Origin of the sequence: Microbulbifer agarilyticus (assembly GCF_001999945.1) — a bacterium.
Taxonomy (GTDB): domain Bacteria; phylum Pseudomonadota; class Gammaproteobacteria; order Pseudomonadales; family Cellvibrionaceae; genus Microbulbifer; species Microbulbifer agarilyticus_A.
The window spans coordinates 2339494-2362752 of sequence record NZ_CP019650.1 but is presented as its reverse complement, the minus strand read 5'-3'; the positions used below and the strand labels follow the sequence as shown (position 1 = coordinate 2362752).

The 23259-nt window shown below is 55.7% G+C and carries 18 protein-coding genes; 7 read left to right on the top strand and 11 right to left on the bottom strand.

Going from position 1 to position 23259, the window contains the following annotated elements; genetic code table 11:
• The first annotated feature begins 331 nt into the window (after positions 1–331).
• Entirely contained in the window at positions 332–2911 is a 2580-nt protein-coding gene (locus tag Mag101_RS09645; RefSeq protein ID WP_077404064.1) for a TonB-dependent receptor, read from the top strand.
• A 389-nt stretch (positions 2912–3300) separates the two neighbouring features.
• Here the strand turns inward: Mag101_RS09645 and Mag101_RS09640 are convergent, their stop codons facing one another.
• The 9 genes from Mag101_RS09640 to Mag101_RS09600 all read right to left on the bottom strand — a co-directional run bounded on the left by Mag101_RS09640 (position 3301) and on the right by Mag101_RS09600 (position 11489).
• The gene (locus Mag101_RS09640) at positions 3301–4302 is read right to left on the bottom strand and encodes an adenosine kinase (protein ID WP_077408201.1); all 1002 of its coding nucleotides are present in this window, start codon (positions 4300–4302) and stop codon (positions 3301–3303) included.
• Between the two features lie 9 nt (positions 4303–4311).
• The gene (locus Mag101_RS09635; RefSeq protein ID WP_077404061.1) at positions 4312–4935 is read right to left on the bottom strand and encodes a hypothetical protein; all 624 of its coding nucleotides are present in this window, start codon (positions 4933–4935) and stop codon (positions 4312–4314) included.
• A 13-nt stretch (positions 4936–4948) separates the two neighbouring features.
• A complete protein-coding gene (locus Mag101_RS09630; protein WP_077404058.1) occupies positions 4949–6061 on the bottom strand; it encodes a cobalamin-independent methionine synthase II family protein in 1113 nt (370 codons plus the stop codon).
• A gap of 131 nt (positions 6062–6192) precedes the next feature.
• Positions 6193–6432: a Trm112 family protein gene (locus Mag101_RS09625; RefSeq protein ID WP_077404055.1), complete on the bottom strand. Its 240-nt coding sequence runs from the start codon at positions 6430–6432 to the stop codon at positions 6193–6195.
• Between the two features lie 37 nt (positions 6433–6469).
• Positions 6470–7894, bottom strand: coding sequence for a BCD family MFS transporter (locus tag Mag101_RS09620; RefSeq protein WP_077404052.1), 1425 nt, complete (start codon positions 7892–7894; stop codon positions 6470–6472).
• Between the two features lie 33 nt (positions 7895–7927).
• On the bottom strand, positions 7928–9301 hold the full coding sequence (locus Mag101_RS09615; protein WP_077404049.1) for a BCD family MFS transporter: 1374 nt from the start codon (positions 9299–9301) through the stop codon (positions 7928–7930).
• A 70-nt stretch (positions 9302–9371) separates the two neighbouring features.
• The gene (locus Mag101_RS09610; protein ID WP_077404046.1) at positions 9372–10172 is read right to left on the bottom strand and encodes a class I SAM-dependent methyltransferase; all 801 of its coding nucleotides are present in this window, start codon (positions 10170–10172) and stop codon (positions 9372–9374) included.
• Positions 10173–10474: 302 nt separating this feature from the next.
• On the bottom strand, positions 10475–10966 hold the full coding sequence (locus Mag101_RS09605; protein WP_077404043.1) for a GNAT family N-acetyltransferase: 492 nt from the start codon (positions 10964–10966) through the stop codon (positions 10475–10477).
• A gap of 43 nt (positions 10967–11009) precedes the next feature.
• On the bottom strand, positions 11010–11489 hold the full coding sequence (locus Mag101_RS09600; RefSeq protein WP_198039958.1) for a hotdog fold domain-containing protein: 480 nt from the start codon (positions 11487–11489) through the stop codon (positions 11010–11012).
• Between the two features lie 186 nt (positions 11490–11675).
• Between Mag101_RS09600 and Mag101_RS09595 the strand changes: the two genes are divergently transcribed.
• Positions 11676–13295: a 5-guanidino-2-oxopentanoate decarboxylase gene (locus Mag101_RS09595; protein WP_232324977.1), complete on the top strand. Its 1620-nt coding sequence runs from the start codon at positions 11676–11678 to the stop codon at positions 13293–13295.
• Between the two features lie 53 nt (positions 13296–13348).
• On the top strand, positions 13349–14530 hold the full coding sequence (locus Mag101_RS09590) for a pyridoxal phosphate-dependent aminotransferase (protein WP_077404040.1): 1182 nt from the start codon (positions 13349–13351) through the stop codon (positions 14528–14530).
• A gap of 39 nt (positions 14531–14569) precedes the next feature.
• Here the strand turns inward: Mag101_RS09590 and nhaC are convergent, their stop codons facing one another.
• A complete protein-coding gene (gene nhaC, locus Mag101_RS09585) occupies positions 14570–16126 on the bottom strand; it encodes a Na+/H+ antiporter NhaC (RefSeq protein ID WP_232324976.1) in 1557 nt (518 codons plus the stop codon).
• A 97-nt stretch (positions 16127–16223) separates the two neighbouring features.
• Positions 16224–17066, bottom strand: a complete 843-nt coding sequence (locus tag Mag101_RS09580; protein ID WP_198039957.1) for a LysR family transcriptional regulator — start codon at positions 17064–17066, stop codon at positions 16224–16226.
• Between the two features lie 189 nt (positions 17067–17255).
• Between Mag101_RS09580 and Mag101_RS09575 the strand changes: the two genes are divergently transcribed.
• The 4 genes from Mag101_RS09575 to gcvP all read left to right on the top strand — a co-directional run bounded on the left by Mag101_RS09575 (position 17256) and on the right by gcvP (position 23174).
• The gene (locus tag Mag101_RS09575; protein ID WP_077404034.1) at positions 17256–18659 is read left to right on the top strand and encodes an L-serine ammonia-lyase; all 1404 of its coding nucleotides are present in this window, start codon (positions 17256–17258) and stop codon (positions 18657–18659) included.
• A gap of 15 nt (positions 18660–18674) precedes the next feature.
• Entirely contained in the window at positions 18675–19802 is a 1128-nt protein-coding gene (gene gcvT / locus Mag101_RS09570; protein WP_077404031.1) for a glycine cleavage system aminomethyltransferase GcvT, read from the top strand.
• Between the two features lie 79 nt (positions 19803–19881).
• Complete coding sequence (gene gcvH, locus Mag101_RS09565) at positions 19882–20253, top strand: glycine cleavage system protein GcvH (RefSeq protein WP_077404028.1); 372 nt, start codon at positions 19882–19884, stop codon at positions 20251–20253.
• A gap of 35 nt (positions 20254–20288) precedes the next feature.
• Entirely contained in the window at positions 20289–23174 is a 2886-nt protein-coding gene (gcvP, locus tag Mag101_RS09560; RefSeq protein ID WP_077404025.1) for an aminomethyl-transferring glycine dehydrogenase, read from the top strand.
• The last annotated feature ends 85 nt before the right edge of the window (positions 23175–23259 follow it).

Genomic DNA, 23259 nt, shown 5'->3' with positions numbered 1-23259 from the left:
CGGCGAGGAAGAGTGCCCATTTTGGTGCTATAGGGCTAATTTTGGGGCAGGTTGCGCCCGTTGTTTGGGCGGAATCCGCAGGAGGAGGAGACGCCAGATATTGGACATCTTTGAAAATTGACTTTTCTCAATTTATCCGTGAGTTCAGCGCAAATGTTATATTGATAGTACATTTGCTGCTTGTTACTGTGTTCTCGATGTAAACAAAAAGCCATATACGGGTTACGTCAGCAAAGGGACTTTGGATTATTCCAGTCCATGCATTTACCCTTGAAGTTGTTGCAGACCACTCAGGCATTAATAAAAAGATAATTGAGCCTCGGAGGGACTAATGTCCAAATTCAAGCAGCAGCCGCTCTACATTGCGGTAGTGGCCGGAAGCCTCGCATCAACCGCTATGGCGGCTTCTGATGAAGCGGTCAAACAAGACGGTGACATCAATCGAGGACAGCCAGTATTAGAAGAGGTCACGGTTACCGCCCGTAACCGGACTGAGAGCCTTCAGGAAATTCCTGTGGCCATCAATGCCTTCTCAGAGAAAGACATTGAGCGCTCTGCCATGCAGGACTTGCGCGATGTGGTGCGCAGTTCACCGGGTCTTGTTTATGACTCCTCGGGCACCATGGCCACCGGCGCCATTACTATTCGGGGCATGAGCCAGCCGGGTCTGATCGGCGACGACACCAATGTGGCTATGTTTGTGGACGGTGTCTACGTTTCTGGCCGTGCTTCTACGTTCATGCCGATGATGGGTCTGGAACGCGTGGAAGTGGTGCGCGGCCCCCAGTCTGCGATCTATGGTCGCAACGCCTTTTCCGGCGCCATGAATTACATCACCACCAAGCCTACCGAAGAATTTGAGGCCAAGATCGAAGCCACTACTGGTGCGGAAGGCCAGTCCGGCGTCGAGGCCCGTATCGCAAGCGCCATTGGCGACAAGCTGGCGGTCAGCCTGGACCTAGTGGACTCCGAGTCCGGTTCTACCTTCAAGCAGGGTGATACCTATTTGGGTGGTATCGACAATGAAGCGCAGCGCCTGCGAGTGTTGTTTACCCCGACCGACACCCTCGAACTTGATCTCTCTGTGGCGCATGTGGATGTGCACGAGCATCACAACGCGGGCTACGAAGTAACCCCCAACGCTGAGCACGCCGCTGAGATCAATACCATGGTTACCGGTGGTGCGCCTTTCCTGATTCCGGGTGTGCACTATACCCCGGGAATCAATGCACTGACCCCGGCGGGCATGGCAGCGGTAACTGGTGCTCCCAGCGCTTACTATGGTGAAGCCAAGGCGGCAGACCCGGACGGTTTCGCGGGCAATGCATTCGGTGTTACCAACGAATCCGATTTGTATAGCCTGCGCGTGAATTGGGATATTGCGGACGTTACCCTGACTTCCATCACCGCTGCATCGGACACCGTAACTCGTTCCCTGCAAGGCTATGCCAACGCTTATATGGCGCCTACCATGGTGTTTGCTCCGGTAATCGCTGTGGACACCGGTTTTGGGCCCGTTACGCCCACTGAGATGATGCCGAACTATGTGGCGACCGTGAACCTTGGTGGCACCAACGCCTATCTGCTGAATGTGAACGCCTACAACTACGGTGGTCAGCCCAATGATGACCGCACCGCGTTCAGCCAGGAGTTCCGTATTCAGTCCAACGATGCTGGCCCACTGCAGTGGAGCGCAGGCTTGCTGTATTCAGAAGTGGAGCTTGATCAGTGGCTGACCTCCAGCGCACTTGCGGCAAGCGGCAGCCCGTTCGGCGATGAGATTAACTCCGCGTCTATTGCGTCTTCTATCCTGGCGGTGGATGAAAACGGCAACGCAACCAAGATTACCCAGACCAACCACAGCACTGAAGTTACCTCAGCATTTGCGGCTGTTGCGTATGACGTGACCGACAAGCTGAATGTGGGTGTGGAAGCGCGTTATACCCGTGAAGACAAGGTTGCGGACAATGTTCTGCACTTCACCGGTGCCCAGGGCCAGGTTCAGGGTGATTGGGATTGGGTGTCTCCGCGTCTGATCGCCACCTACACCTACGATGAATACACCAACTTCTACCTGAATATCGCCAGGGGTACCAAGTCCGGCGGCATCAATGGTGGTACTCCGGTAGAGTCCGAAATGCTCTACGATCCGGAAACCAACCTTACCTTTGAGCTGGGCGCGAAGCGCACGGTTCTGGATGGCCGCGGTTACATGAATATCGCTGCTTACCGTATTGATTGGGATGACCAGCATATTCGCCAGTTCTCCCAGTTCAGCAACGGCGCCACTATTCCTGCGGCGATCACCACTAACCTGGGTGCGGTAGAAATTCGTGGTATCGAAATCGAGACTGCCTTCCAGATCAGCGATAACTGGGCCTTCCACTCAGCCTACACCTTCAACGACGCGGAAGTGGTTAAGGGCGTGCAAAGTGTGACCTTCGGTTACGTGGATTACGAAGCGATGGGCCTTGATGCGACCGCTTACCCATTCTGTTTGCCAGTTGCTGGTGGCGGCTGTGAAGTCATGAGCAACCTGATGGTTTCCGATGGTGATCTGTCCGGCAAGACAATGATCAACAACTACCGGAATACCTTCAATGCGGGCGTGCGCTACTCGCGTGACTTTGCCAACGGTGCCGAGTTTTATATGGACCTGAGCGCCGTATGGAAGGATAAGCGTTACATCAATACCGTGAACACCCTTTGGATCGACGATCATTGGGATACCAACCTGGTAACCGGTATTGAGGGTGACAACTGGTATGGCCAGCTCAGCGTGAAAAACCTGATGGATGATGACACGCCTTCCAGTGCCTACCGTCCGTTTATCTGGACCCAGAATCAGGCCCCGTCCATCGTTAACCGTATGGGCCGTATGAGCAGCCTGACAGTAGGGTACCGCTTCTAATCGTTCTCGCCTTATTGAGTGTGACTTTGCCCGCTTCGGCGGGCATTTTTATGCCCGCTTGTTGCTCACACCTTCCCAGTTTTTCTCATTTGTAGCCTCTGAATTGTCGACTGCGGGGATTCCTGTGCGTCGGCTATAGCAATTTTGTGTTGTGTCGATTTAATAATTTTCAATGGCGACGGTGCCAGCACGGAAACCATGAGAATTAAGAGTAGGGAAGTTGTGTGAATATGAGAAAGGACAGCGGTGAGATAGAAGAGGACAGCGGTGCGGTAGAACAGAGATAAGCGGAGAGGATAGGAGATAGCTTAGAGAGTAGAGAGAGAATCGAGGAAGAGAAAAGAGGGGTATTCTGATCGCTCAGGAATACCCCTTGTGCCGACTTGCCGTTAGACCGCAACCGGCTCCTGCAAAATCTCCTGATGCTGTTCAGCCTTCAGGCGTGGACCGAACTGCGATACCACGGTGCCCGCAGCGCGATTGGCCAGCGTTGCGGCATAGGTGAAATCGTGTCCATGGGTGATGGCGTAGAGAAACGCTCCCGCGAACATGTCTCCGGCACCGTTAGTGTCGACGGCCTTCACTGGGCTGGAGGCGACTTTTACCGCTTCGTTGCTATCAAACACCAGCGCGCCCTCGGCGCCCAGGGTAATGGCAAAGCAGTTGGCGTATTGCTTGAGCTGTTTAGCCGCGGCGTCCAGGGAATCCGCCTTGGTAAACGCAGTGGCCTCGTCTTGGTTACAGAAGAGCAGGTCGACGCCTTCGCCAATCATTTCTAGCAGTCCGTCATGGAAGTACTGCACGATGCCCGGGTCGGACAGGCTGATGGCGACTTTAGTGCCGTTGGCTTTCGCGATTCGGCTGGCCTCGATGGCCGCAGCGCGCCCGGTTGGGGAGGTTACCAGGTAACCCTCCAAGTAGAGGTAGTCCGCAGTGGCAATCGCTTCTGGGTGCAGCTCTACGGAAGAAAGCGTCTCACTGATGCCTAGGTAGGTCACCATGGTGCGTTCCGCATCCGGGGTAATCATTACCAGGCATTTCCCGGTGTCGCCGGATTCCCGCTGGAGGGTGCGGTGATAGTCGACACCGGCAGATTCCAGATCGTTGAGATAGAAATCGCCGTTGTCATCCGCAGCAACTTTACAGCTGTAAAAGGTGTTGCTGCCAAAATAGCTGGCGGCGATCACGGTATTTGCTGCGGAGCCACCACTGGCGCGCTTCGCGGCGATCAGATGGTCTTCCAACTGGCCGAGCAGTTGCTGTTGCTGTTCGCGATCTGCCAGTGTCATCAGGCCTTTCTCAAGCTTGAGCGTCTGCAGATCTTGATCGGATACTTCAATTTCCGTATCGACCAGGGCTGCGCCCAGTCCATACACATGATACTTACTCATCATATTTACTCATTTATTTGTCTCTTCTAATTCTGTACGCAGTGATCCCCCGGCAGGGTGGTTTTCGGTAACGAGTTTGATGTAGCAGTGCCCGGCGAAACGCTCGGGAACATCTAGTGGTGTTTCGATGGCTGGTAACAACCAAGAGCCTTCGTCACACACCATTGGGCTGCACAGCCACTCGGGGCCGCTGGATTGAATGGCGGGCGTTACATTGGGTAATTCGACCGCCCCAAGCAGGGTAGTCTGCAGCTCCTCCAGCGGTAACGCTGGCTTCTCCTGCGGAAGGTCATAAGCGGCTGCTAGGGCCGCCCCCGACTTAAATTTTACCCAAAGCTCGCCATTAGGATGACCGTCATTACCGAGGCATTCCAACGCATGGGTTTCAATCACGCCATCGTTGAAAGACGGTTTAGATAGAATAAAAGCGGTGTAGCTTTCCGGGGTGTGCTGAGGAATAGGGAGTTGCTGTTGAAAGCAATTATTTAGGTTGTCTAATACTGCAGGATCAGCCGCATCTCTGTAGCAGTGAACCCGGATGCTCTTTACGTTCTCCGGGTCCACTGACACAGCGGGGTTCAGTTGCAGCTGCAGTTGCCGAACCAGCTCCTCAAGGGTTTTTCGGGTTCCCACAAGTCCTCCAATATCAACCAAACTGGTTTCGGAGGGAGCTTGCAGCAAGACACATGGATTGGATTTTGCGGAAGGCAAAGTCGCGCTCGAGGAACCACATACCGCAATCCGGTGCCAGGCTGATGCGCTCTTTCGGGATGACTTCCATCGCATCAATGATCATCTTGCGGATGGATTCCACTTCCTCCACCTGGCCCTGTGGGTCCAGATTGAGAACACCGATGGCAACCAGCTTGTTACCAACGGACTGCAGGAAGTCTGGCGTGTGTCCGGGTTGTGCATATTCAGTATGAATGGCATCAATGTCGGACTCGGCAACCAGTGACACCGCTTTCGGATAAATAGGGCTGGGTTCTTTCAGCGCAATATTTTTCGAGTAGCCGTAGCAAACGTGCACAGAGGTGAGGCAGTCTACGCCGCGAACCATGCGGTTGATGGCTTCAACGGCAAAGTCCTGGCACTGGCTGTAGCGGAAGTGCACTTCCGGCTCGTCGATCTGGATCAGATCCACACCGGCCGCAGCCAGTGCCTTCAGTTCCTGATTCAGCGCATCGGCAATCGCAAAGCACAAAGCCGCCTGGTCTGGGTACACGCCTGCATCCACCAGTCGGTAGGAGAGGGTAACAGGACCAATCACGGTGATTTTGCTGCGGTTTGCGGCATAGCGCTTCAGGAATGGAATGTCGCTGACAACCATTGGCCCAGGCCACTGGATTTTCTCCCGTACTGCGGGGAACAAAACCTTGTGGGTCTGCTTGGGTGCTTCTTCTTTTTTCAGATCGGCACCGACATTGGTGGCCTTCTGCTTCATTTTCAGATATTCGGTAATATCGTTGTGGAAGTTGGTGAATTCTTCCGGGTTTTCCTGGTCGATACCTTTCAGGTCGTAGAAGTGGCCGCTAAAGGTTTGTCGGCGTACTTCACCGTCGGTGGCGAATGTCATGCCGGCCATGTTCTGATCGTAGACGGCAAGACGCACAGCATCATCGATGGCTTCAGGAAGTAGATCTTGTTCTACGTTCCACCAGGTGCCTTCTTTCTGGTAAACCTTGTTATGGTCTGCGAGCCAGCGGGGTTTTACATAGCTGCCCACGAGCTGCGTTGGAAACAGGTCTGTTTTCCACATATCTCAATACCTCAACCGGACGTGACTGTTGTCGGTCACGTTTTTGTTTATTCGTTGTTATTTCTTACGCGGTCTTAACGGTAAATGGAGCGATCGTGGTAGATCTACTCCATCACCTTGGTGCCAGAATTTCAGTCAGTGCTGTTAACGAAGCGATCGTGCTCCGAGATGGTGGGGAGCTCGCTTGCCGCAACGCCTTGCCACTTGTCGCCTTCTTCAGGAAGCATCACTGGGATACCTTCAACCATCGGATACTGGCGGCCACAGTCGCTGCAGCCCAGCCAATCACTTTTCACTTCAGACAGGAGGCCCTTGTTTTCAGCGGTACAGTGAGGGCAGCGGAGAATGTCCAGGTAATCTTGAATGTTCATTATGTCTCTCCCGTTTTTGGGTATTACTTATTCGGTGTTATTTGGTAGTTGGTTGTAAGTCGGCTGTAATCGGAGCATCAGGTTCTTGTTCTGCTGCTTCGTTGAGGCCTTCGATGGTGACATTGCGTACAACCAGATAGCTGAAGACGACCATCAATGCCTGCAGGACAAAGATGAGTGCGAAAGCAATATTGGCGGTAAGTACTTGGCTTTCTACCAGCAGGGAATACAGGCAGCCACTGACGGTAAAGGAAAGGAACAAACCAATTACCTGCCCGAGGCTCCACAATCCGAGGTAGCGGCTTTCCTGGCCCTCGACGGTCATGTCAGCCATAAAACTAATGGAGGGGAATACCAGTAGTCCCAGTGCGAAGGCGCTGTAGCAGTAAAACACGTTGAACAGGGTCAGGTTCTGGAGCCAGGCTGCCCAGGCCAACAGACCGAATCCGATAATGGAAAGTGATGCGCCAATCAGCATCAGTTTCTTGCCGAAATCTAGTGGCAGGGTTTTTTCATTTTCGACGGAAAGACCAGCCGCTTTTTTTGCCTGTAAGCGCTTTTTCGCCGTTACGCCGACAAAGATACCGCAAGCCGCCATGCCGACAGTCTGAATACCGTTGTAGAAGCGCTGATAGATTGTGGACTCACCCGCAGCAAGACCGAACAGGTCCGCCGCCCACAGTTCCTGCAACATGTCTTGCAGGAATACCGAGAGCAGGGAAAAGATAATAAAGACAAAGAAGAGCAGTGCCTGGCGGTTGTAGGCGAGTACCGCCATGGATTCCTTCATCGGCTCAAGCAGTTTTACCGGCTTTGGCGGGTTGGTCTTAATTTCCTGAAGCTGTTCCGGCGTCAGCCGGGTTTCCAGTTTTATCAGGCCAAGAATCGTAATGCTGATCATCACGATCGGGGTCAGGTTATAGAGATCCTGCATGGCCTCCAGGCTGTATACCGGCATCAGTGCACCAAACACCCACGCCCATCCCGCCATGGCCAGCGCCTGTACGGTCCAGGTGAGGGTGACCACGCGAGAGCGACTTTCCTTGGTGGTAACGTCGTTGAGCAGGTCGAGGAACACATTTGCCTGCATGGCAATACAGATACCAAAGGCACAGAACAGTAACAGGCAGTAGAAATACGCCAGAGAGCTGCCCGCCTGCATATCGACAAGTACGCCGGGCATCAGCGGGAAGGCAAAGCTGCCGAGCAGGGTACCCAGTAGCATGTATGGGGTACGGCGATAGCCGAAGATCGGCCAGCGCTCACACATACGGCCGATAATTGGCTGGATGGGGCCGAACAGCGTGTAAACCCCGATGAGCAGAGAGATGATTGCAGCCGGCAAGCCCATTTCAATAATGGCGATGCGGTTGAAGCTCGTCACCACCATGCAAAAGCTCCAGGCGATGGCGATCTTCTGCAGGGTAAACTGCAATTTTGCCTGACCCTCACTTACTTTCATTTCGATGCACCTTTATTTGAATTATTTGCAGGGTTAACCAAGGTCAGACGCCATGGCATTACTGAGACCATCTTTGCTGATGCGCTTGTGGAAGCTCTCAACATTCACTCGCCACAGGAAGTACAGGCTGTACAGGCTGATAAGTCCTTCAACGAAGAAGATGATGGCGAAGCCGTCTGAGGCGCCGAACATGCCGCTTTCGATCAAAGAGGTCACCAGCTGGCCGCCAGCGATGGAGGCGAGGCCGTTGGCAAATGCGATAGCCAGACCCCAAAGGCCGATGTATGCACCGCGCTCTTTGTCCGTCGTGAACTCCATCATGCTGGTGAGCGTGCCTACTAAAGCAAATCCATTGAAGAAACCCATGCTGGCTAGCGAATAGTTCACGAGGGTTTCTGAAGGGAGGTAGGCGCCTACGGCCAGTGCGAACATCGAGAAACCGATGCCGGTGATACCAAAGGTGATGGCGTTGATCTTGGATATACCACCGCGGAATACCAGGGACCCCATCAAGAACATGCCGATGATTGCACCGGTGCCCCAGATTTGCTGGAAGCGGCCCGTTTCGCCGACCGTCATCTGGAGTACTTCAGCACCGAAGACTTCGAGAATATTGTCCTGCAGGCTATAGCCAAACATAAACAGAAAGATGAAGGCGAAGAAGTTTCTAACCGTCGAGTTACTGGCCACATCCACTGCGAAGTCTTTCAGGCTCGCGTGTTCTTCCGCGTCCAGTTTGCTATCCGATTCAGCAACGGATTCCGTGGTGCGAGGTTTGTCGACGCCGATCAAACCGAGCAGTGTGGTGATTGCCACTACCGGAATAGAAAGCAGATACAGCTCACGCATAGTTTGCTCATCGTAGACGGGCATATAGTGGCGAATAAACTGCAGCGACACGATCATGCCGACGATAAGCATGGTCCAGATCAGCGCGGTCACTAGCCCGCGGCTGCGCTCGGGAATCACTTCGGCAACGAGTGCCAAGTGATTGGCGCCGGCCCCGGCGAATCCAATACCAAAGATAACCAGAACGATAAATGCAGCGATATACGTAATGTATGGAAAAGTCACCCCAAGAAATTCGTTGGGTGTTTGCGACATGGGGACCACAATGTAGGGCAGCGTGGCGACCGCGATCGCGGAGACCGTCATGCCAATCATTACATAGGGTGTTCGATGGAGCCCAAAGATCGGAATCCTGTCTGCGATACGACCGTAAATAACCTGGAATGGGGATAGGAAATGGTAGAGCCCCAGTAGGCTGGTAATTACAACGGCGGTAATCCCGAGGTCGTAAATAGCAATACGATTGAAATTACTTGTGAGTAGCGCGAATAGCCAACCAGCAGCAGCGCGCGGCAGGGTCAGCTGAAATGCTTTTAATATCAGAAGGCGCTTGTCCATACGGTACTCTTGCAGTCGTTATCATTATTCGAGTTCGGAGGGCGCGGGGGATCAAGGTCCCCCGTATACCTTACTTGCCAATACCGTTAATTGGGTAGAGGTGGAACTCCCATTGAACGTCTTCGACTGCGTGAATATCGTCGAAATGCGACTCTGCCCACGGGCGTACCTTGGCCATTAGCGCATCAATCTGCTCGCGGCTCAGGCTCCAGGTCTCGTTATGAATGCCGTTTTCCATGCGATCCATAATTTCCGCAATGGAAACCTTTTCGATCCACTTGCATCCAACTACCGGGCGCGTCATCTGACCGCCGAGTTTTTGGATTTCCTGGAACAGAGTGGGGCCAGCGGCATCGGTGGGGCGCATTTCGGGAGCGATATCCACGGTGAACATACGGGACTGGTTGCGCAGGGCGCTCGCATTGGATTCTTCGTCCAGTACATCGCGACCAATAATGAAAACACCCTCGGGTTTCAGAACGCGAGCCGCTTCTTTCAGCGCATCACGCCAAAATTCAATCTGGTGCAGTACATTGGTGGTGATCACCGCGTCGAAGGTGTTGGTTGCGAACGGGGTTTGCAGAACGGTGCCAACAGACTGGCGCGCGCGAATGTTGCGGTCTTCGGCTAGTTTTTTGGATGCCTTGAGCATGTGGTGCTCAATATCCATGGCGATCATGTCAGTGTGGGATGCGATAGGGACGGAGATACGTCCGGCACCACCGCCGAAGTCCATGATCTTGGCTCCTTCACCTACAAGGTCTGCGGCTGCTTTACCGAGGTCGGCGGCCGCATCGAGCGGGATATTGTTGATGTCGTTGTAAATCGCAGCAACTTCAACATAAGACATCTCGTTATAGGCTTTGCTCATGAGGGCTCTCGCTTTATTGTTACTCTGTTTTGAGAAACCTTAACGCAGAAAGCGTGCGTTTTATATCAAAAAGTTTTGATATAGATTGCGTTTTTTGACTTTAGTCAAGCATCCGGTGTGAGCGTTTTTTGGGCGGGTTTTACGGCTGTTTTCGTTGGCAGGGCGGGGGACAGTTTGGTGCTTGAATTTCTGCGTTGCCCTATTCATGAGCAAGAGTCATGGGCAAGAGTCAGAGGCAAGAACCAGGTGCAAGAGTAACGAGTAAGAATTAGGAGCAAGGCTAATATGATTGGCGGCTAGGTTTAACTGAGCTCGCTGTTGGCGCGACGCAACATCTCGATATGCGGAATCCCATCTTCGTCGTAGACGTCGGAAACCTGCGCAAAACCAAACTCTTCATAAAAGCGTTGAAGATAAAGTTGCGCGGAAATACGGATATCTGCCTGCGGGTATTCCTGCAAGGTGTGCTCGACGCCAAGCCGCATTAATGTTTTACCAATCCCAGTGCCCCGTGCGCTTTCGCGGGTTAGCACACGGCCGATAGATGGCTCGGCATATTTCTTTCCGGGTGCAACCACACGCAGATAGGCGAGTAGGGTGGGCGTGGTAGATTCAGTGTCCCAGCACACCATATGCTTTGCATGCTGGTCTTTACCGTCCACGTCCAGATAAATACTTTCCTGCTCCACAGCGAAGACCTGCTGGCGCACACGCAGAATTTCGTAGAGCTCGTCCGCTGTGAGTTGTTCGAATGAAAGCCAGCGGAAGTTGTGTGGGGGAATTGGTTTGGTCATGGCACCATTGTATGGGTAGTGAGCAGCTTTCCGTTGGGGCCGCTTATTTTTTCTTCGGGGAAATCCGCATCGTAATGTCTGCGTGGAAGACTTCCTCACCATTGGTATCAAATACGCTGACGGGCATCACCACGTCCTGCGCAGAATCCCAGTGAAAATCATCGACTTTACACACGGCACGCAAATCGGTTTTGGCCATCTTCAGGTATTGCACGGTCATGCCTACCGGTATCCAGCGGAAGTTGCCGTTAAGCGATACGTCCAGGCAAACACCGCCGGCGAGTTCCGCTGCATTACACATGGCAATGGCATGCACGGTTTTAATGTGGTTTTGCACCGCGCGACGCTTTTTTAGCTTCACCTCGACCAGACCCGGCTTTATCTCCGCGAAGCGCGGTTTGATGGAGCTGAAGTAGGGTGCATTAAAACAGACGATTTTACTCACCAGCCAGCGGCCAACGTCATTGCCGCCGAAGCTTTTCCAGAGTTTCAGAATCGGGCTTTTCGAAGGTACATAGGTCATTGGCTATCTCGCGTTTGGCCGCATTTCGGAAGTCGTCATTCTTGCACCTTTGCCGGCCATCGAAGAAGTATCAAACAGCCCGATAGGCTTGTCCATATCGCTTATTTGGCGTGCTGTATGCTTGTCCTAAACCTACATTGAGGTTTTCAGTCACTCCCCGTAGCATGGCCGCCCAACCAGAATAAAATGAGTGAATGCAGTATGGCGAATACTGGCGGAGAAGCTTTAGTTAAGCTGTTAGAGAACTATGGAGTCGACACAGTGTTCGGTATTCCGGGGGTGCATACCCTGGAGCTGTATCGTGGCCTGCCGCAGACCGAGATTCGCCATATTCTCACCCGGCATGAACAGGGCGCAGGCTTTATGGCCGATGGCTATGCCCGTGTGAGCGGCAAACCCGGCGTGTGTTTCCTGATTACCGGGCCGGGGCTCACCAATGCGGCCACGGCCATTGGCCAGGCCTATTCCGATTCTATTCCCATGCTGGTGATTACCAGTGTTAATGAAACCCCCACCCTGGGTAAGGGCTTGGGGCGCCTGCATGAGACCAAGGACCAGCGCGCGATTACTGCACCGCTTACGGCATTCAGTGCCACGGCGATGTCACCGGAAGAGTTGCCGGGACTGATAGCCCGTGCATTCGCGGTGTTCAATAGTGAGCGTCCGCGCCCGGTACACATCGAGGTGCCGATGGACGTGTTGGCGGCGCCGGTTGCTTACGATTGGACCAATAGCGTGGCGGTCAGTGCCAAGCGCCCGCCGGCCTGCGCGACAGATATTGAGCAGGCTGTGAGTCTACTGGTCGCGGCAAAACGGCCGATGATGATTGCCGGCGGCGGTGCACTCGAAGCGGCGGCGGAGATCCGGGCCCTGGCGGAAGCGGTCAAAGCACCGCTGTTCACCTCTATTGCAGGCAAGGGCATCTTGCCACCGGAGCACCCACTGTCTGGCGGTGCAACGCTGTGTGTGTCGCCGGCATGGGATTACGTGGCCGACGCTGACGTCGTGTTGGCAATTGGTACCGAGCTTGCGGAAACCGATTTCTGGCGCGATAGCCTGCCCATCAACGGTCAGCTGATCCGGATCGATATCGACAGCACCAAGATGAATGACCTGTACCCAGCGGCATTGCCGATTGTGGCGGACAGCTATCAGGCTGCGCTGGCGCTGTTGGCGGTATGGGGTGAGCGCGCGCCGAATGTGGAGCCTGCGTGGCTGGAGCGCCTGCAGCAGCTGCCGGGGCAGGTTAGGGCCGGGCACGAACCGTTGCAGCAACTGCACCAGCGAGTTCTGGATAGCATTGCCGAAGTGCTGCCGCAGGATACGGTTGTTTCCACGGATATGACCCAGATCGCCTATACCGGCAATTACGTGTTCGATAGCCGCGCACCGCGCAAATGGCTGCACCCCACCGGCTATGGCACCCTGGGTTATGGCCTGCCTGCGGGTATCGGTGCGAAGGTTGCGGCCCCCGAGCAGCCGGCCCTGGTGATCGCAGGTGACGGCGGCTTCCTGTATACCGTGCAGGAACTGGCTACCGCGGTTGAGGAAATTCAGAGCGCGCTCGTTGTGCTGGTATACAACAACGCGAGTCTAGGGCAGATTCGCGACGATATGCTGGCCCGCGATATCGAACTGGTGGGTGTATCGCCACGGAATCCGGACTTTACCGGTCTGGCGCAAGCCTTCGGTTGTGCCGTGTATCAGCCGCAGTCCCTGGCGGACTTGCGCAACGATTTAACCGCGGCATTTGGGTTTGCGGGCGTCAGCTTTATAGAAGTCGATGCGGCGCAGGTAACGCGTTAACGGTTGCGACGGCGTTCGCAAGTAAAAAGAACGAAGCAAACCAGAGAGTGGTAATGAAGTACTCAGACTTGACGCAGCGCATTGCCGGCGAAGGCTCCAGCGCGTGGGATATACACTTTCGCGCGCAGCAGCGCCGCGCCGCGGGCGAGGATGTGGTGATTTTGTCGGTGGGCGATCCGGACTTTGATACGCCGGCTGCAATCGTCGATACCGCCTGTAACGAGCTGCGCTCAGGTGCCACCCATTACGCGGATCACCGCGGTGAACCGGAGCTGCAACAGGTTCTGGCCAAGCGGCATTTTGCACAAACTAGTGTTGATACCAGCCCGGAGCAGGTGGTTGTGGTGGCCGGTGCCCAGTGTGGCCTGTACGTGGCCGCCCAGTGCTTGCTCAACCCGGGCGACGAAGTGATTGTGCCGGAGCCCATGTACGTGACCTACGAGGCATTCCTGCAGGCCACCGGTGCCAAAGTAGTGAATGTCCCGCTGCAGCCCGAGCAGCATTTCAACCTCGACCCGGCGGCTATCGCGGCAAGCATTACCCCGCGCACCCGCGCGATTCTGGTCAATACCCCGAATAATCCAACCGGTGCTGCCGTAGGTGGTGAGACCTGGAAAAAGCTGGCAGAAATCTGTATCGAGCACGACCTGTGGTTGATGCTGGATGAGGTCTACGCAGACCTGATGTTTGAGGGCGAGCACTTTCACCCGGGGCAATTGCCGGGTATGGCTGAGCGCACGGTAACCATTTCCAGCCTGTCCAAGTCCCACGCCATGACAGGCTGGCGCCTGGGTTGGGTAATTGGCCCGCAGGAGTTTGCCGAGCACGCGGGCAACCTGACCCTGTGCATGCTGTACGGCAGCCCCGCATTCGTGCAAAGCGCTGCGGTCACCGCACTGTCTGCGGATTTGCCTGAACTTGAAGCGATGCGCCAGGCCTACCGGCGTCGCCGCGACTTAATGGTGGAGCGGGTGCAGTCTATGCCCGGGATTCGTTGCCATACGCCGGCCGGCGGTATGTTTATGATGCTGGATGTACGCGAACTCGGTGTCAGTTCTGAAGCCTTTGCCGAGCGGCTGCTGGATGAGTTTGGTGTGTCTGTATTGGTGGGCGAAGCGTTTGGCCCCAGTGCCAGTGGGCATGTACGGGCCAGCTTCTGCGTGAGCGAGTCGGATCTGGACAAGGCCTGCGAACGCATTGCCGCCTGCGCTGAAGCTATTTTGGCGGAGCGCTGATCTTCATCCTTTTTTCAGGTCTTATCCAGAGCTCCCGAATCAGCCGGCAATCGCCGGCTTCTCCTGTGCATCAGCGGATGGCTCCAGCGGCGACTTTTCTTCCTCACCGGTTTCCTCATCGCTGATGCGCACAATACGAATGTTCAGAAAACCGTAGAGCAGCGCCAGCAACGGGTTGATCAGGTTAAAGAAACAAAAGGGCAGGTAGGCGAGCGTCGCTACTTGTAGTGTCCCGGCCATATAAACACCGCAGGCATTCCATGGAATTAGTGGTGAGGTAATGGTGCCGCCATCTTCCAGGCTGCGGGACAAGTTTTCACTGGCGAGCCCGCGCTTCTTGTATTCTGCTTTCCACATTTGTCCCGGCAGTACGATGGACAGGTACTGGTCGCCGGTGAGTACGTTCACCCCGAGGCCGGTCCCCATGGTGGTCGCGATTAATGAGCCGGTGGAAGAAATCAGTTTCGACAGGGCGCGCATCAAATAGGTAACAAAGCCGATGCGCTCGAGCACCCCGGTCATCATCATCGACGCCAGTACCAGCCACACCATATTCACCATCGACAACATGCCGCCGCGGGACAGCAGGCTATCTACCTGTTCATTGCCGGTATTGATCATGAACCCATCGTAGAGGGTGACCCAGAGCGCGCGGCCCAGCGCGCTGGAACCTTCCAGCCCGAGCAGCGCGATAAACTGATTAACCACCGGCATTTGCGTGAGCAGCGCGAGCACCATGGCGATCAGGGTGACGCCGGTAATGGCCAAGTAGGCGGGCACCTTCTTCACCGCCAGCACCAGTAGCAGCACCACCGGAATCAGGTTGTACCAGGCAATGGTGTAAGAGGATTCGAGTGCGTTCAGGAACGCAGTGATCTGGCTGTCTTGTGCGTCGTCACTACTGGTGAACACACTGACCATAAAGAAAAACAGCAGCGCCAGCACAATACTCGGAACAGACACCCAACTCATATGACGGATATGGGTAAACAGGTTGCTGCCAGCAATCGCTGGGGCCAGGTTAGTGGTCTCAGACAATGGTGACATCTTGTCTCCGAAGTAGGCACCGCTCACTACGGCGCCGGCGGTAATCGCCGGGGATAGTGAGAATCCGTAGGCCACACCGATCATGGCCACACCAATGGTCGCCGCAGTGGTCCAGGAGCTGCCGATGCAGATGGAGACTAATGCACAGATCAGGCAGCAGCTGGGGTAGAACCATTCGGGGGATAGCAGCTTCATACCCACAAACAGTAAAGTGGGCACCGCGCCAGACAACATCATTGCGCCTATAAGTGCGCCAACAGAGAGGAAAATAAGGTTGGGAACGGCGGTGCGGGCGGTGGCCTGGATGATGGACGCTTCGATCTCGGACCAGCGAATGCCATTCTTGAGGCCAACCATGGCGGCAAGGAAGCCGGTCATCATCATGGCCACCTGGGTGGCGCCGGACAGGGAGTCACTGCCAAATAGGCCGATGGCTCCGCCGAGTACCAGCAGCAGAACCGCGCCCAGCAGGGTTGCATCTACAGTGCTCAGGTTCTGCTCTTTCGGGTAACGCATATTCGGGTCCGGGATTTTTATTGGTTTATTCACACCGGACAGCGTCCCAGCCACCTGCACGTGCATCTGTCATGCCAGCGTAACATGGCAGGCCATAGCGACCTAATTGCCGTCTTTCTTTAGTTGGCCACTAGTTAGCCATCAAGCCACTCTGCAAATGCTCCGCGAGGCGCGCGGCGGCATGGCTGGGGCGGCGGCTTTTGAAATGCAGGCCGATACCAATTTCGCCCAGTTTGGGGAGGTTCTTCGAGGGCCGCAGGACCCGCAGTGATTCGGGCACCGTGCTGCGGGTGAGGGCGGTAATGCCGAGGCCCGCCTCCAAAGCGGACTGGATCCCATTGAGGTCCGGAATAGTAAACACATTGCGCCACGGGATATCTGCCGATTGCAGGACCGCCTCCGCCCGCTTGCGGTACATGCAGCCTTCCGGTGCGAGCACCAAGGGCAGGGGTTTGAGCAGGTGTGCTGAGAACTTGGGACTCGCGACCCACACCAGGTCGTCTTTCAGGACGATATTTTGATCGGAGGTTTGCGAGTCTTCCTGCAGGGCCAAAATCAGGTCGAACTGATCCCGTTTTCCCTTGGCTAGCAGGTTGCGGCTCAGGTCGCTGGTGACCTCCAGTGACACATCCGGGTAATTCTGCGAGAAGCTGCCAATAATGCGCGGCAGCAGTACCGATGCGAACTCGCTGGGAATACCCAGGTGCAGCTTGCCGGTAACCGAACTGCCGGAGAACTCCAAAAGCAGCTCGTCGTTCAGGGCGAGAATTTTCTTGGCCTGGTCATAGACCCGCAAACCGCTCTCGGTGACATTGAGCGTGCGCCCGGAACGCAGCAGCAGCTGTCTTCCCAGGCGCTCTTCCAGCTCCTTGATCTGCCGGCTGATGGCCGGCTGGGTCCGGGAGAGTAGTTCGCCAGCCTGACTGAACCCCCCGGTATCGATCACTGTGACCAGGGTTCTCAGCCACTCCATAGGGATATTCTTGTGGGGTGTTTGCATAAGAAAATCTTATAGAAGAATCAGAACTATAAATTTTTAAAAGTCTATCAGGCGGGCTAGCATCGCTCAATAAATGCTAATTCGGGGCCCCTATGACCGTTCGGACATACCTCGGGGACCTCGTTCACTCTCACCATCTTTGGAGCTGCAGGTTAAACCGCCATGTCACTGAGTGTTTTTGATCTGTTCAAGATTGGTATCGGCCCCTCCAGTTCGCACACCGTAGGCCCAATGAAGGCTGCGGGACAGTTCCTGCAACTGCTCAACGCCCAGGGGCTGCTCGCCAAGACCGGCCGGGTGCAATCCCTGTTGTTTGGGTCCCTGGGGGCAACTGGTGTTGGCCACGGTACGACTAAGGCCGTGCTGCTGGGTCTGGAAGGTGCACAACCAGAAACCATCGATACCGCGCTGGTAGATACGCGGGTTGCGGAAATCGAAGCCCGGGGCCAGCTGATGCTGGCCGGGGAACGGACCATTCCCTTCGACCGCGATGCCGATATGCAGCTGCATGGGGAAGAGGAATTGGCGCATCACGCCAATGGCATGCGCTTTGCCGCATTTGCAGACGACGGAAAGTTGCTGCTGGAGGAAACCTATTACTCGGTGGGCGGTGGTTTCGTTGTTACCGAAGCTGAGGCGGCTGCAGACCAGTCCCTAGAGCAGAGTACGGTGGAAGTACCGTTTGATTTCTCTAGCGGGGAGGAGCTGTTGGCGCTTTGCAAGCGCGAAGGCCTTTCAATTAGCGAAATCATGCGTGCGAATGAGTCTGCCTGGCGCGACGACGCGGAAACCACCGCTGGCCTGCAGCAGATCTGGTCCGTTATGCAGGAATGTGTCACCAACGGTATTCGCAATGAAGGCGTGTTGCCGGGCGGGCTCGATGTGAAGCGCCGTGCGAGAGCACTCAACCAACAATTGCTGAGCCGACCCGAGGCGTGTCTTTCCGATCCCTTATCTGCGCTCGATTGGGTAACCCTGTATGCCCTCGCTGTGAACGAAGAAAACGCAGCGGGAGGGCGCATCGTTACCGCACCGACCAACGGTGCTGCCGGTATCGTGCCGGCAGTGCTGCACTATTACATGCGCTTCTCCAAGCAGCCCAGTGCCGGCGATGTCGAACGCTTCCTGCTCACCGCAGCGGCGGTGGGCATTCTGTTTAAGAAAAACGCCTCGATCAGTGGTGCCGAAGTCGGCTGCCAGGGCGAGGTTGGCTCTGCCTGCTCCATGGCGGCTGCGGGCCTGGCGGAAGTGCTGGGGGGGACTCCGGAGCAAGTGGAGAACGCCGCGGAAATCGCCATGGAGCACAACCTTGGGCTTACCTGCGATCCGGTAGGTGGCTTGGTACAGGTGCCGTGTATTGAGCGCAACGCCATGGCCTCCATCAAGGCAATCAGCGCGGCGCGGATGGCATTGCGTGGCGACGGCCAGCACCTGGTTTCCCTCGACAAGGTGATTCGCACCATGCGCGATACCGGGCGCGATATGCAGGACAAATACAAAGAAACCGCACGAGGCGGGCTGGCGGTCAATGTGATCGATGTGCCTGTCAGTGTGATCGAATGTTAACGACGGAAGACGACCATGGCCCAGAACGCTCTCAAGGACTCACTGAAAACCCCACTTTACGATTTACACGTTGAACTCGGCGGAAAAATGGTGCCGTTTGCGGGTTATGCCATGCCGGTGCAGTACGCCGCCGGTATTGTGCGCGAACATCAACACACTCGCGAAGCCATCGGTATTTTCGATGTCTCCCATATGGGGCAGATGCTGGTCAGTGGCGAAGGTGTTGCGGAGGCCCTGGAAGCATTACTTCCTATTGATGTGGCGGGTCTGGGAATTAACCAGCAGTGCTATAGCGTGTTGACCACCGAAAGCGGCGGTATTCTCGATGATTTGATCGTTACCCGCTGGTCTGAAAACGAGTTTTTCCTGGTGGTGAACGCGGCAACATCCGCTGGGGACCTGGAGCATCTGCAAAACCACCTGCGCGGTTGTGATATCCGTGTCTTGGGCCAGCGTGCACTGCTGGCAGTTCAGGGCCCGAAGGCTGGCGAGTTGATTGGCGAATTGGCCCCGGATACACGCGCGTTAACATTTATGCACGGTGTGCATACCAAGCTATTTGATCACGATTGCTACATCACCCGTTCCGGTTACACCGGCGAAGATGGATTCGAAATTTCTGTTGCCGACACGGCCGTGGAGGCGGTTACCCGCGAACTGCTGAAAGACCCGCGCACCGCCATGATCGGTCTCGGTGCGCGCGACACTTTGCGCCTGGAAGCCGGCCTGTGCCTGTATGGCAATGATATGGATCGCACGACCTCTCCGATCGAAGCCGGGCTGCAGTGGAGTATCGCACGCTCTCGCCATGCCGGCGGCGACAAGACCGGTGGCTTCTTGGGGGCAGAGACTGTTTTTTCCCAGATGGAAGAGGGTGTTTCTCGCAAGCGCGTTGGCTTTACCGTTGTCGGCAAAGTGCCGGTACGTGCAGGCGCAGATGTCATCGACGAGGCAGGCAACATTGTCGGCAAGGTAACCAGCGGTGGTTTCGGCCCGACTCTGGGTGCGTCCATCGGTATGGCTTATCTCGACCGCGGTTACGAAAAAGTGGGTACGGATTTGTATGCACTGGTACGCGGCAAGCAGGTTGCCATTACCGTGGCGAAAACGCCGTTTGTACCCCAGCGCTATTACCGCGGCTGATTGGCCACATCACGCAAGGTTTTAAATAACACGATAGGTTCACCAGCGGGCGACGCTGTGTCATAGAAGGAAAAGCAACATGAGCAATGTGAAGTACACAAAATCCCACGAGTGGTTTCGCGCAGAGGGAGACTTGGTCACCGTCGGTATTACCGATTTTGCGCAGTCGCAGTTGGGGGATGTGGTGTTCGTGGAACTGCCCGAGGCAGAGCGTGGGCTGGAAGCTGATGAAGAGGCGGCGGTGATTGAGTCGGTGAAAGCCGCTGGCGATATTTCACTGCCGTTCGCCGCGACGGTGGTTGAGGTCAATAGTGCAATAGAAGAAACCCCTGAGTTGGTTAACGAAGACCCGGAAGGGGAAGGTTGGTTTTTCCGTGTTCGCCTCGAAGAGGCCGGTGCGCTCGATACTCTGATGAGCGCCGAAGAATACGCCGAGCAGGCTGAAGGCTGAGCGCAGCAAGAAAAGAACAGGAGCAAAAAACGCACATGCTTAAGGCAAAAAATACCCTGGCCGCGCTGGAAGACCACGCGGAGTTCTCCCGCCGACATATCGGTCCCGCTGCACCGGACACCAGTGCCATGCTCGCCGCGCTTGGCCACTCGAGCTTGGACGCCTTTATCAGTGAGGTAGTACCCGCGCATATCCGTGAAGCGGAATCACTCTCCATTGCAGATGGGATTCGTGAGCACGAAGCACTGGCAGAAATCCGCGCACTGGCGGAGCAGAATAAACCCCTGAAGTCTTTTATTGGCCAGGGCTATTTCGGTACCCGCACGCCGAATGTGATTCTGCGCAATATTCTGGAAAACCCTGCCTGGTATACCGCCTATACCCCTTACCAGCCGGAGATTTCCCAGGGCCGTCTCGAAGCGCTATTTAATTTCCAGACCATGGTCAGTGAGCTGACGGGGATGGACCTGGCCAACGCTTCCATGCTGGATGAAGCCACCGCTGCTGCAGAGGCCATGACGCTATGTCAGCGCATGAGCAAGTCCAAGTCGAACGTATTTTTTGTTGATACCGATTGTTTGCCGCAGACCATCGAAGTGCTGCGCACCCGCGCCGAACCGCTGGGTATCGAGCTGGTAATGGGCGATGCGAGCGAAGGTTTAGGGGAGCTCGAGGTATTTGGCGCGCTGCTGCAATACCCGGGTACCAGTGGTGCGGTGCAGGATCACCGCGCGTTGATCGATGCGGTGCATGGCCAGCGCGGCCTGGTGGTAATGGCTGCAGACATCCTGAGCCTGCTAATGCTGACCGCACCCGGTGCGCTGGGCGCGGATGTAGCCGTAGGCTCTACCCAGCGTTTCGGTGTCCCCATGGGCTTTGGTGGCCCACATGCCGCATATATGGCAACCCGCCAGGCTTACAAGCGCTCACTGCCCGGTCGCCTTGTGGGCCAGTCTATCGACAGCAATGGTAATTCCGCATTCCGTCTCGCCCTGCAAACTCGTGAGCAGCATATCCGCCGTGAGAAAGCTACCTCCAACATCTGTACTGCGCAGGTGCTGCTGGCGGTCATGGCGTCCATGTATGCGGTGTACCACGGTCCGGCGGGACTAAAAAATATCGCCAATCGGGTACATCACCTGACCAGTGTCGCCGCGCTGGGTCTGGGCAAGCTCGGCGTGTCCATCGCAAATACAGCTTGGTTCGATACCTTGACACTTGCGGTCGATGGCAAAGCACAGGCGCTGCACCAAAAGGCCCGTGAGGGTGGGTTTAACATACGTGTGGTCGATGACTCTCATGTCGGCGTGACGCTGGATGAAACTTCTACCCGCGAAGACGTAGAAGCAATCTGGTCACTATTTGCGGGCGAAGAAGCTCTGGATTTCGACGCGCTGGAATCTGATGTCGCGCCGGTGTTGCCGGGCGAGCTGCTGCGCGGTGACAAGCCGTTGACTCAGGAAGTGTTCAACCGCTACCACTCTGAGACCGAAATGCTGCGCTACCTGCGCAAGCTTGCAGACAAGGACATTGCGCTAGACCGCTCCATGATCCCGCTGGGTTCCTGCACCATGAAGTTGAATGCCACCGCAGAGATGATCCCGGTGACCTGGCCCGAATTTGCCAACGTGCATCCGTTAGTACCGGCAGAGCAGGTCACTGGTTATTTGCAGTTGGTGGAATCCCTCGAAGCCATGTTGTGTGAGATCACAGGTTACGATGCTATCTCCCTGCAGCCCAATGCCGGCTCCCAGGGGGAGTACGCAGGCCTGTTGGCCATTCGTGCCTACCATGCCAGCCGTGGAGAAGAGGAGCGGAACATCTGTTTGATCCCGAGCTCCGCCCACGGCACCAACCCGGCATCCGCGCAGATGTGTAGCATGCGCGTGGTCGTGGTGAAGTGCGATGACAACGGCAACGTTTGTCTGGAAGACCTGCGTGCACGCGCCGAAGAGCACAGCCAACGCCTCGCGGCAATCATGGTGACTTACCCTTCGACACATGGCGTGTTTGAAGAGGGCATCAATGACATTGCCGAAATTGTGCATACCCACGGCGGTCAGGTGTATATCGACGGTGCCAATCTCAATGCCATGGTGGGCTTATGCAAGCCCGGAAAATTTGGCGGCGATGTATCGCACCTCAACCTGCATAAAACCTTCTGTATTCCCCACGGTGGGGGTGGCCCCGGCGTAGGCCCGGTAGCGGTGCGCGAACATCTGGCGGAATTCCTGCCGGGTTCAATTGCCGGCGGCAGCGGTGCGGCTGGCCGTGCCGGAGTGCCGGTATCCGCAGCGAGCGTGGGCTCGGCGAGTATTCTGCCCATCACCTGGATGTACATCCGCATGATGGGACGGGAAGGGCTGCGTTCAGCAACCGAGCTGGCAATTCTCAACGCCAACTATATTGCCCATCGTCTGGAAGGCCGCTACCCGATTCTGTATCGCGGTAATAATGGTCGTGTGGCCCATGAATGTATTGTGGACCTGCGCCCGCTGAAGGAGTCCAGTGGTATTTCTGGCGAGGACGTGGCCAAACGCCTGGTGGACTACGGTTTCCACGCTCCCACCATGTCGTTCCCGGTTGCCGGCACGCTGATGATCGAGCCTACGGAAAGTGAGTCGCTGCAGGAGCTGGACCGCTTCTGTGACGCAATGATTCAGATCCGGGCGGAAATTGCCAAGGTGGAGGCGGGCGAGTGGCCGTTGGAAAGCAATCCCCTGGTCAATGCACCGCATACCGCGGAAGTATTGGTTGAGGAAAGCTGGAGCCATGCCTACAGTCGAGCCGAAGCGGTGTACCCGCTGGAGCGTTTGCGCCGGGAAAAATACTGGCCGCCAGTGGGACGAGTCGATAACGTCTATGGAGACAAGAATCTGATCTGTTCCTGCCCGTCGATTGAAGACTACATGGAGAGCTAAATAGGTTCCCTGTAAAGCAATGAGCCCGCACTTTGTCGCGCAACATTCATTGTTGGCAAAGTGCGGGCTTATTTTTTTTCGGGAG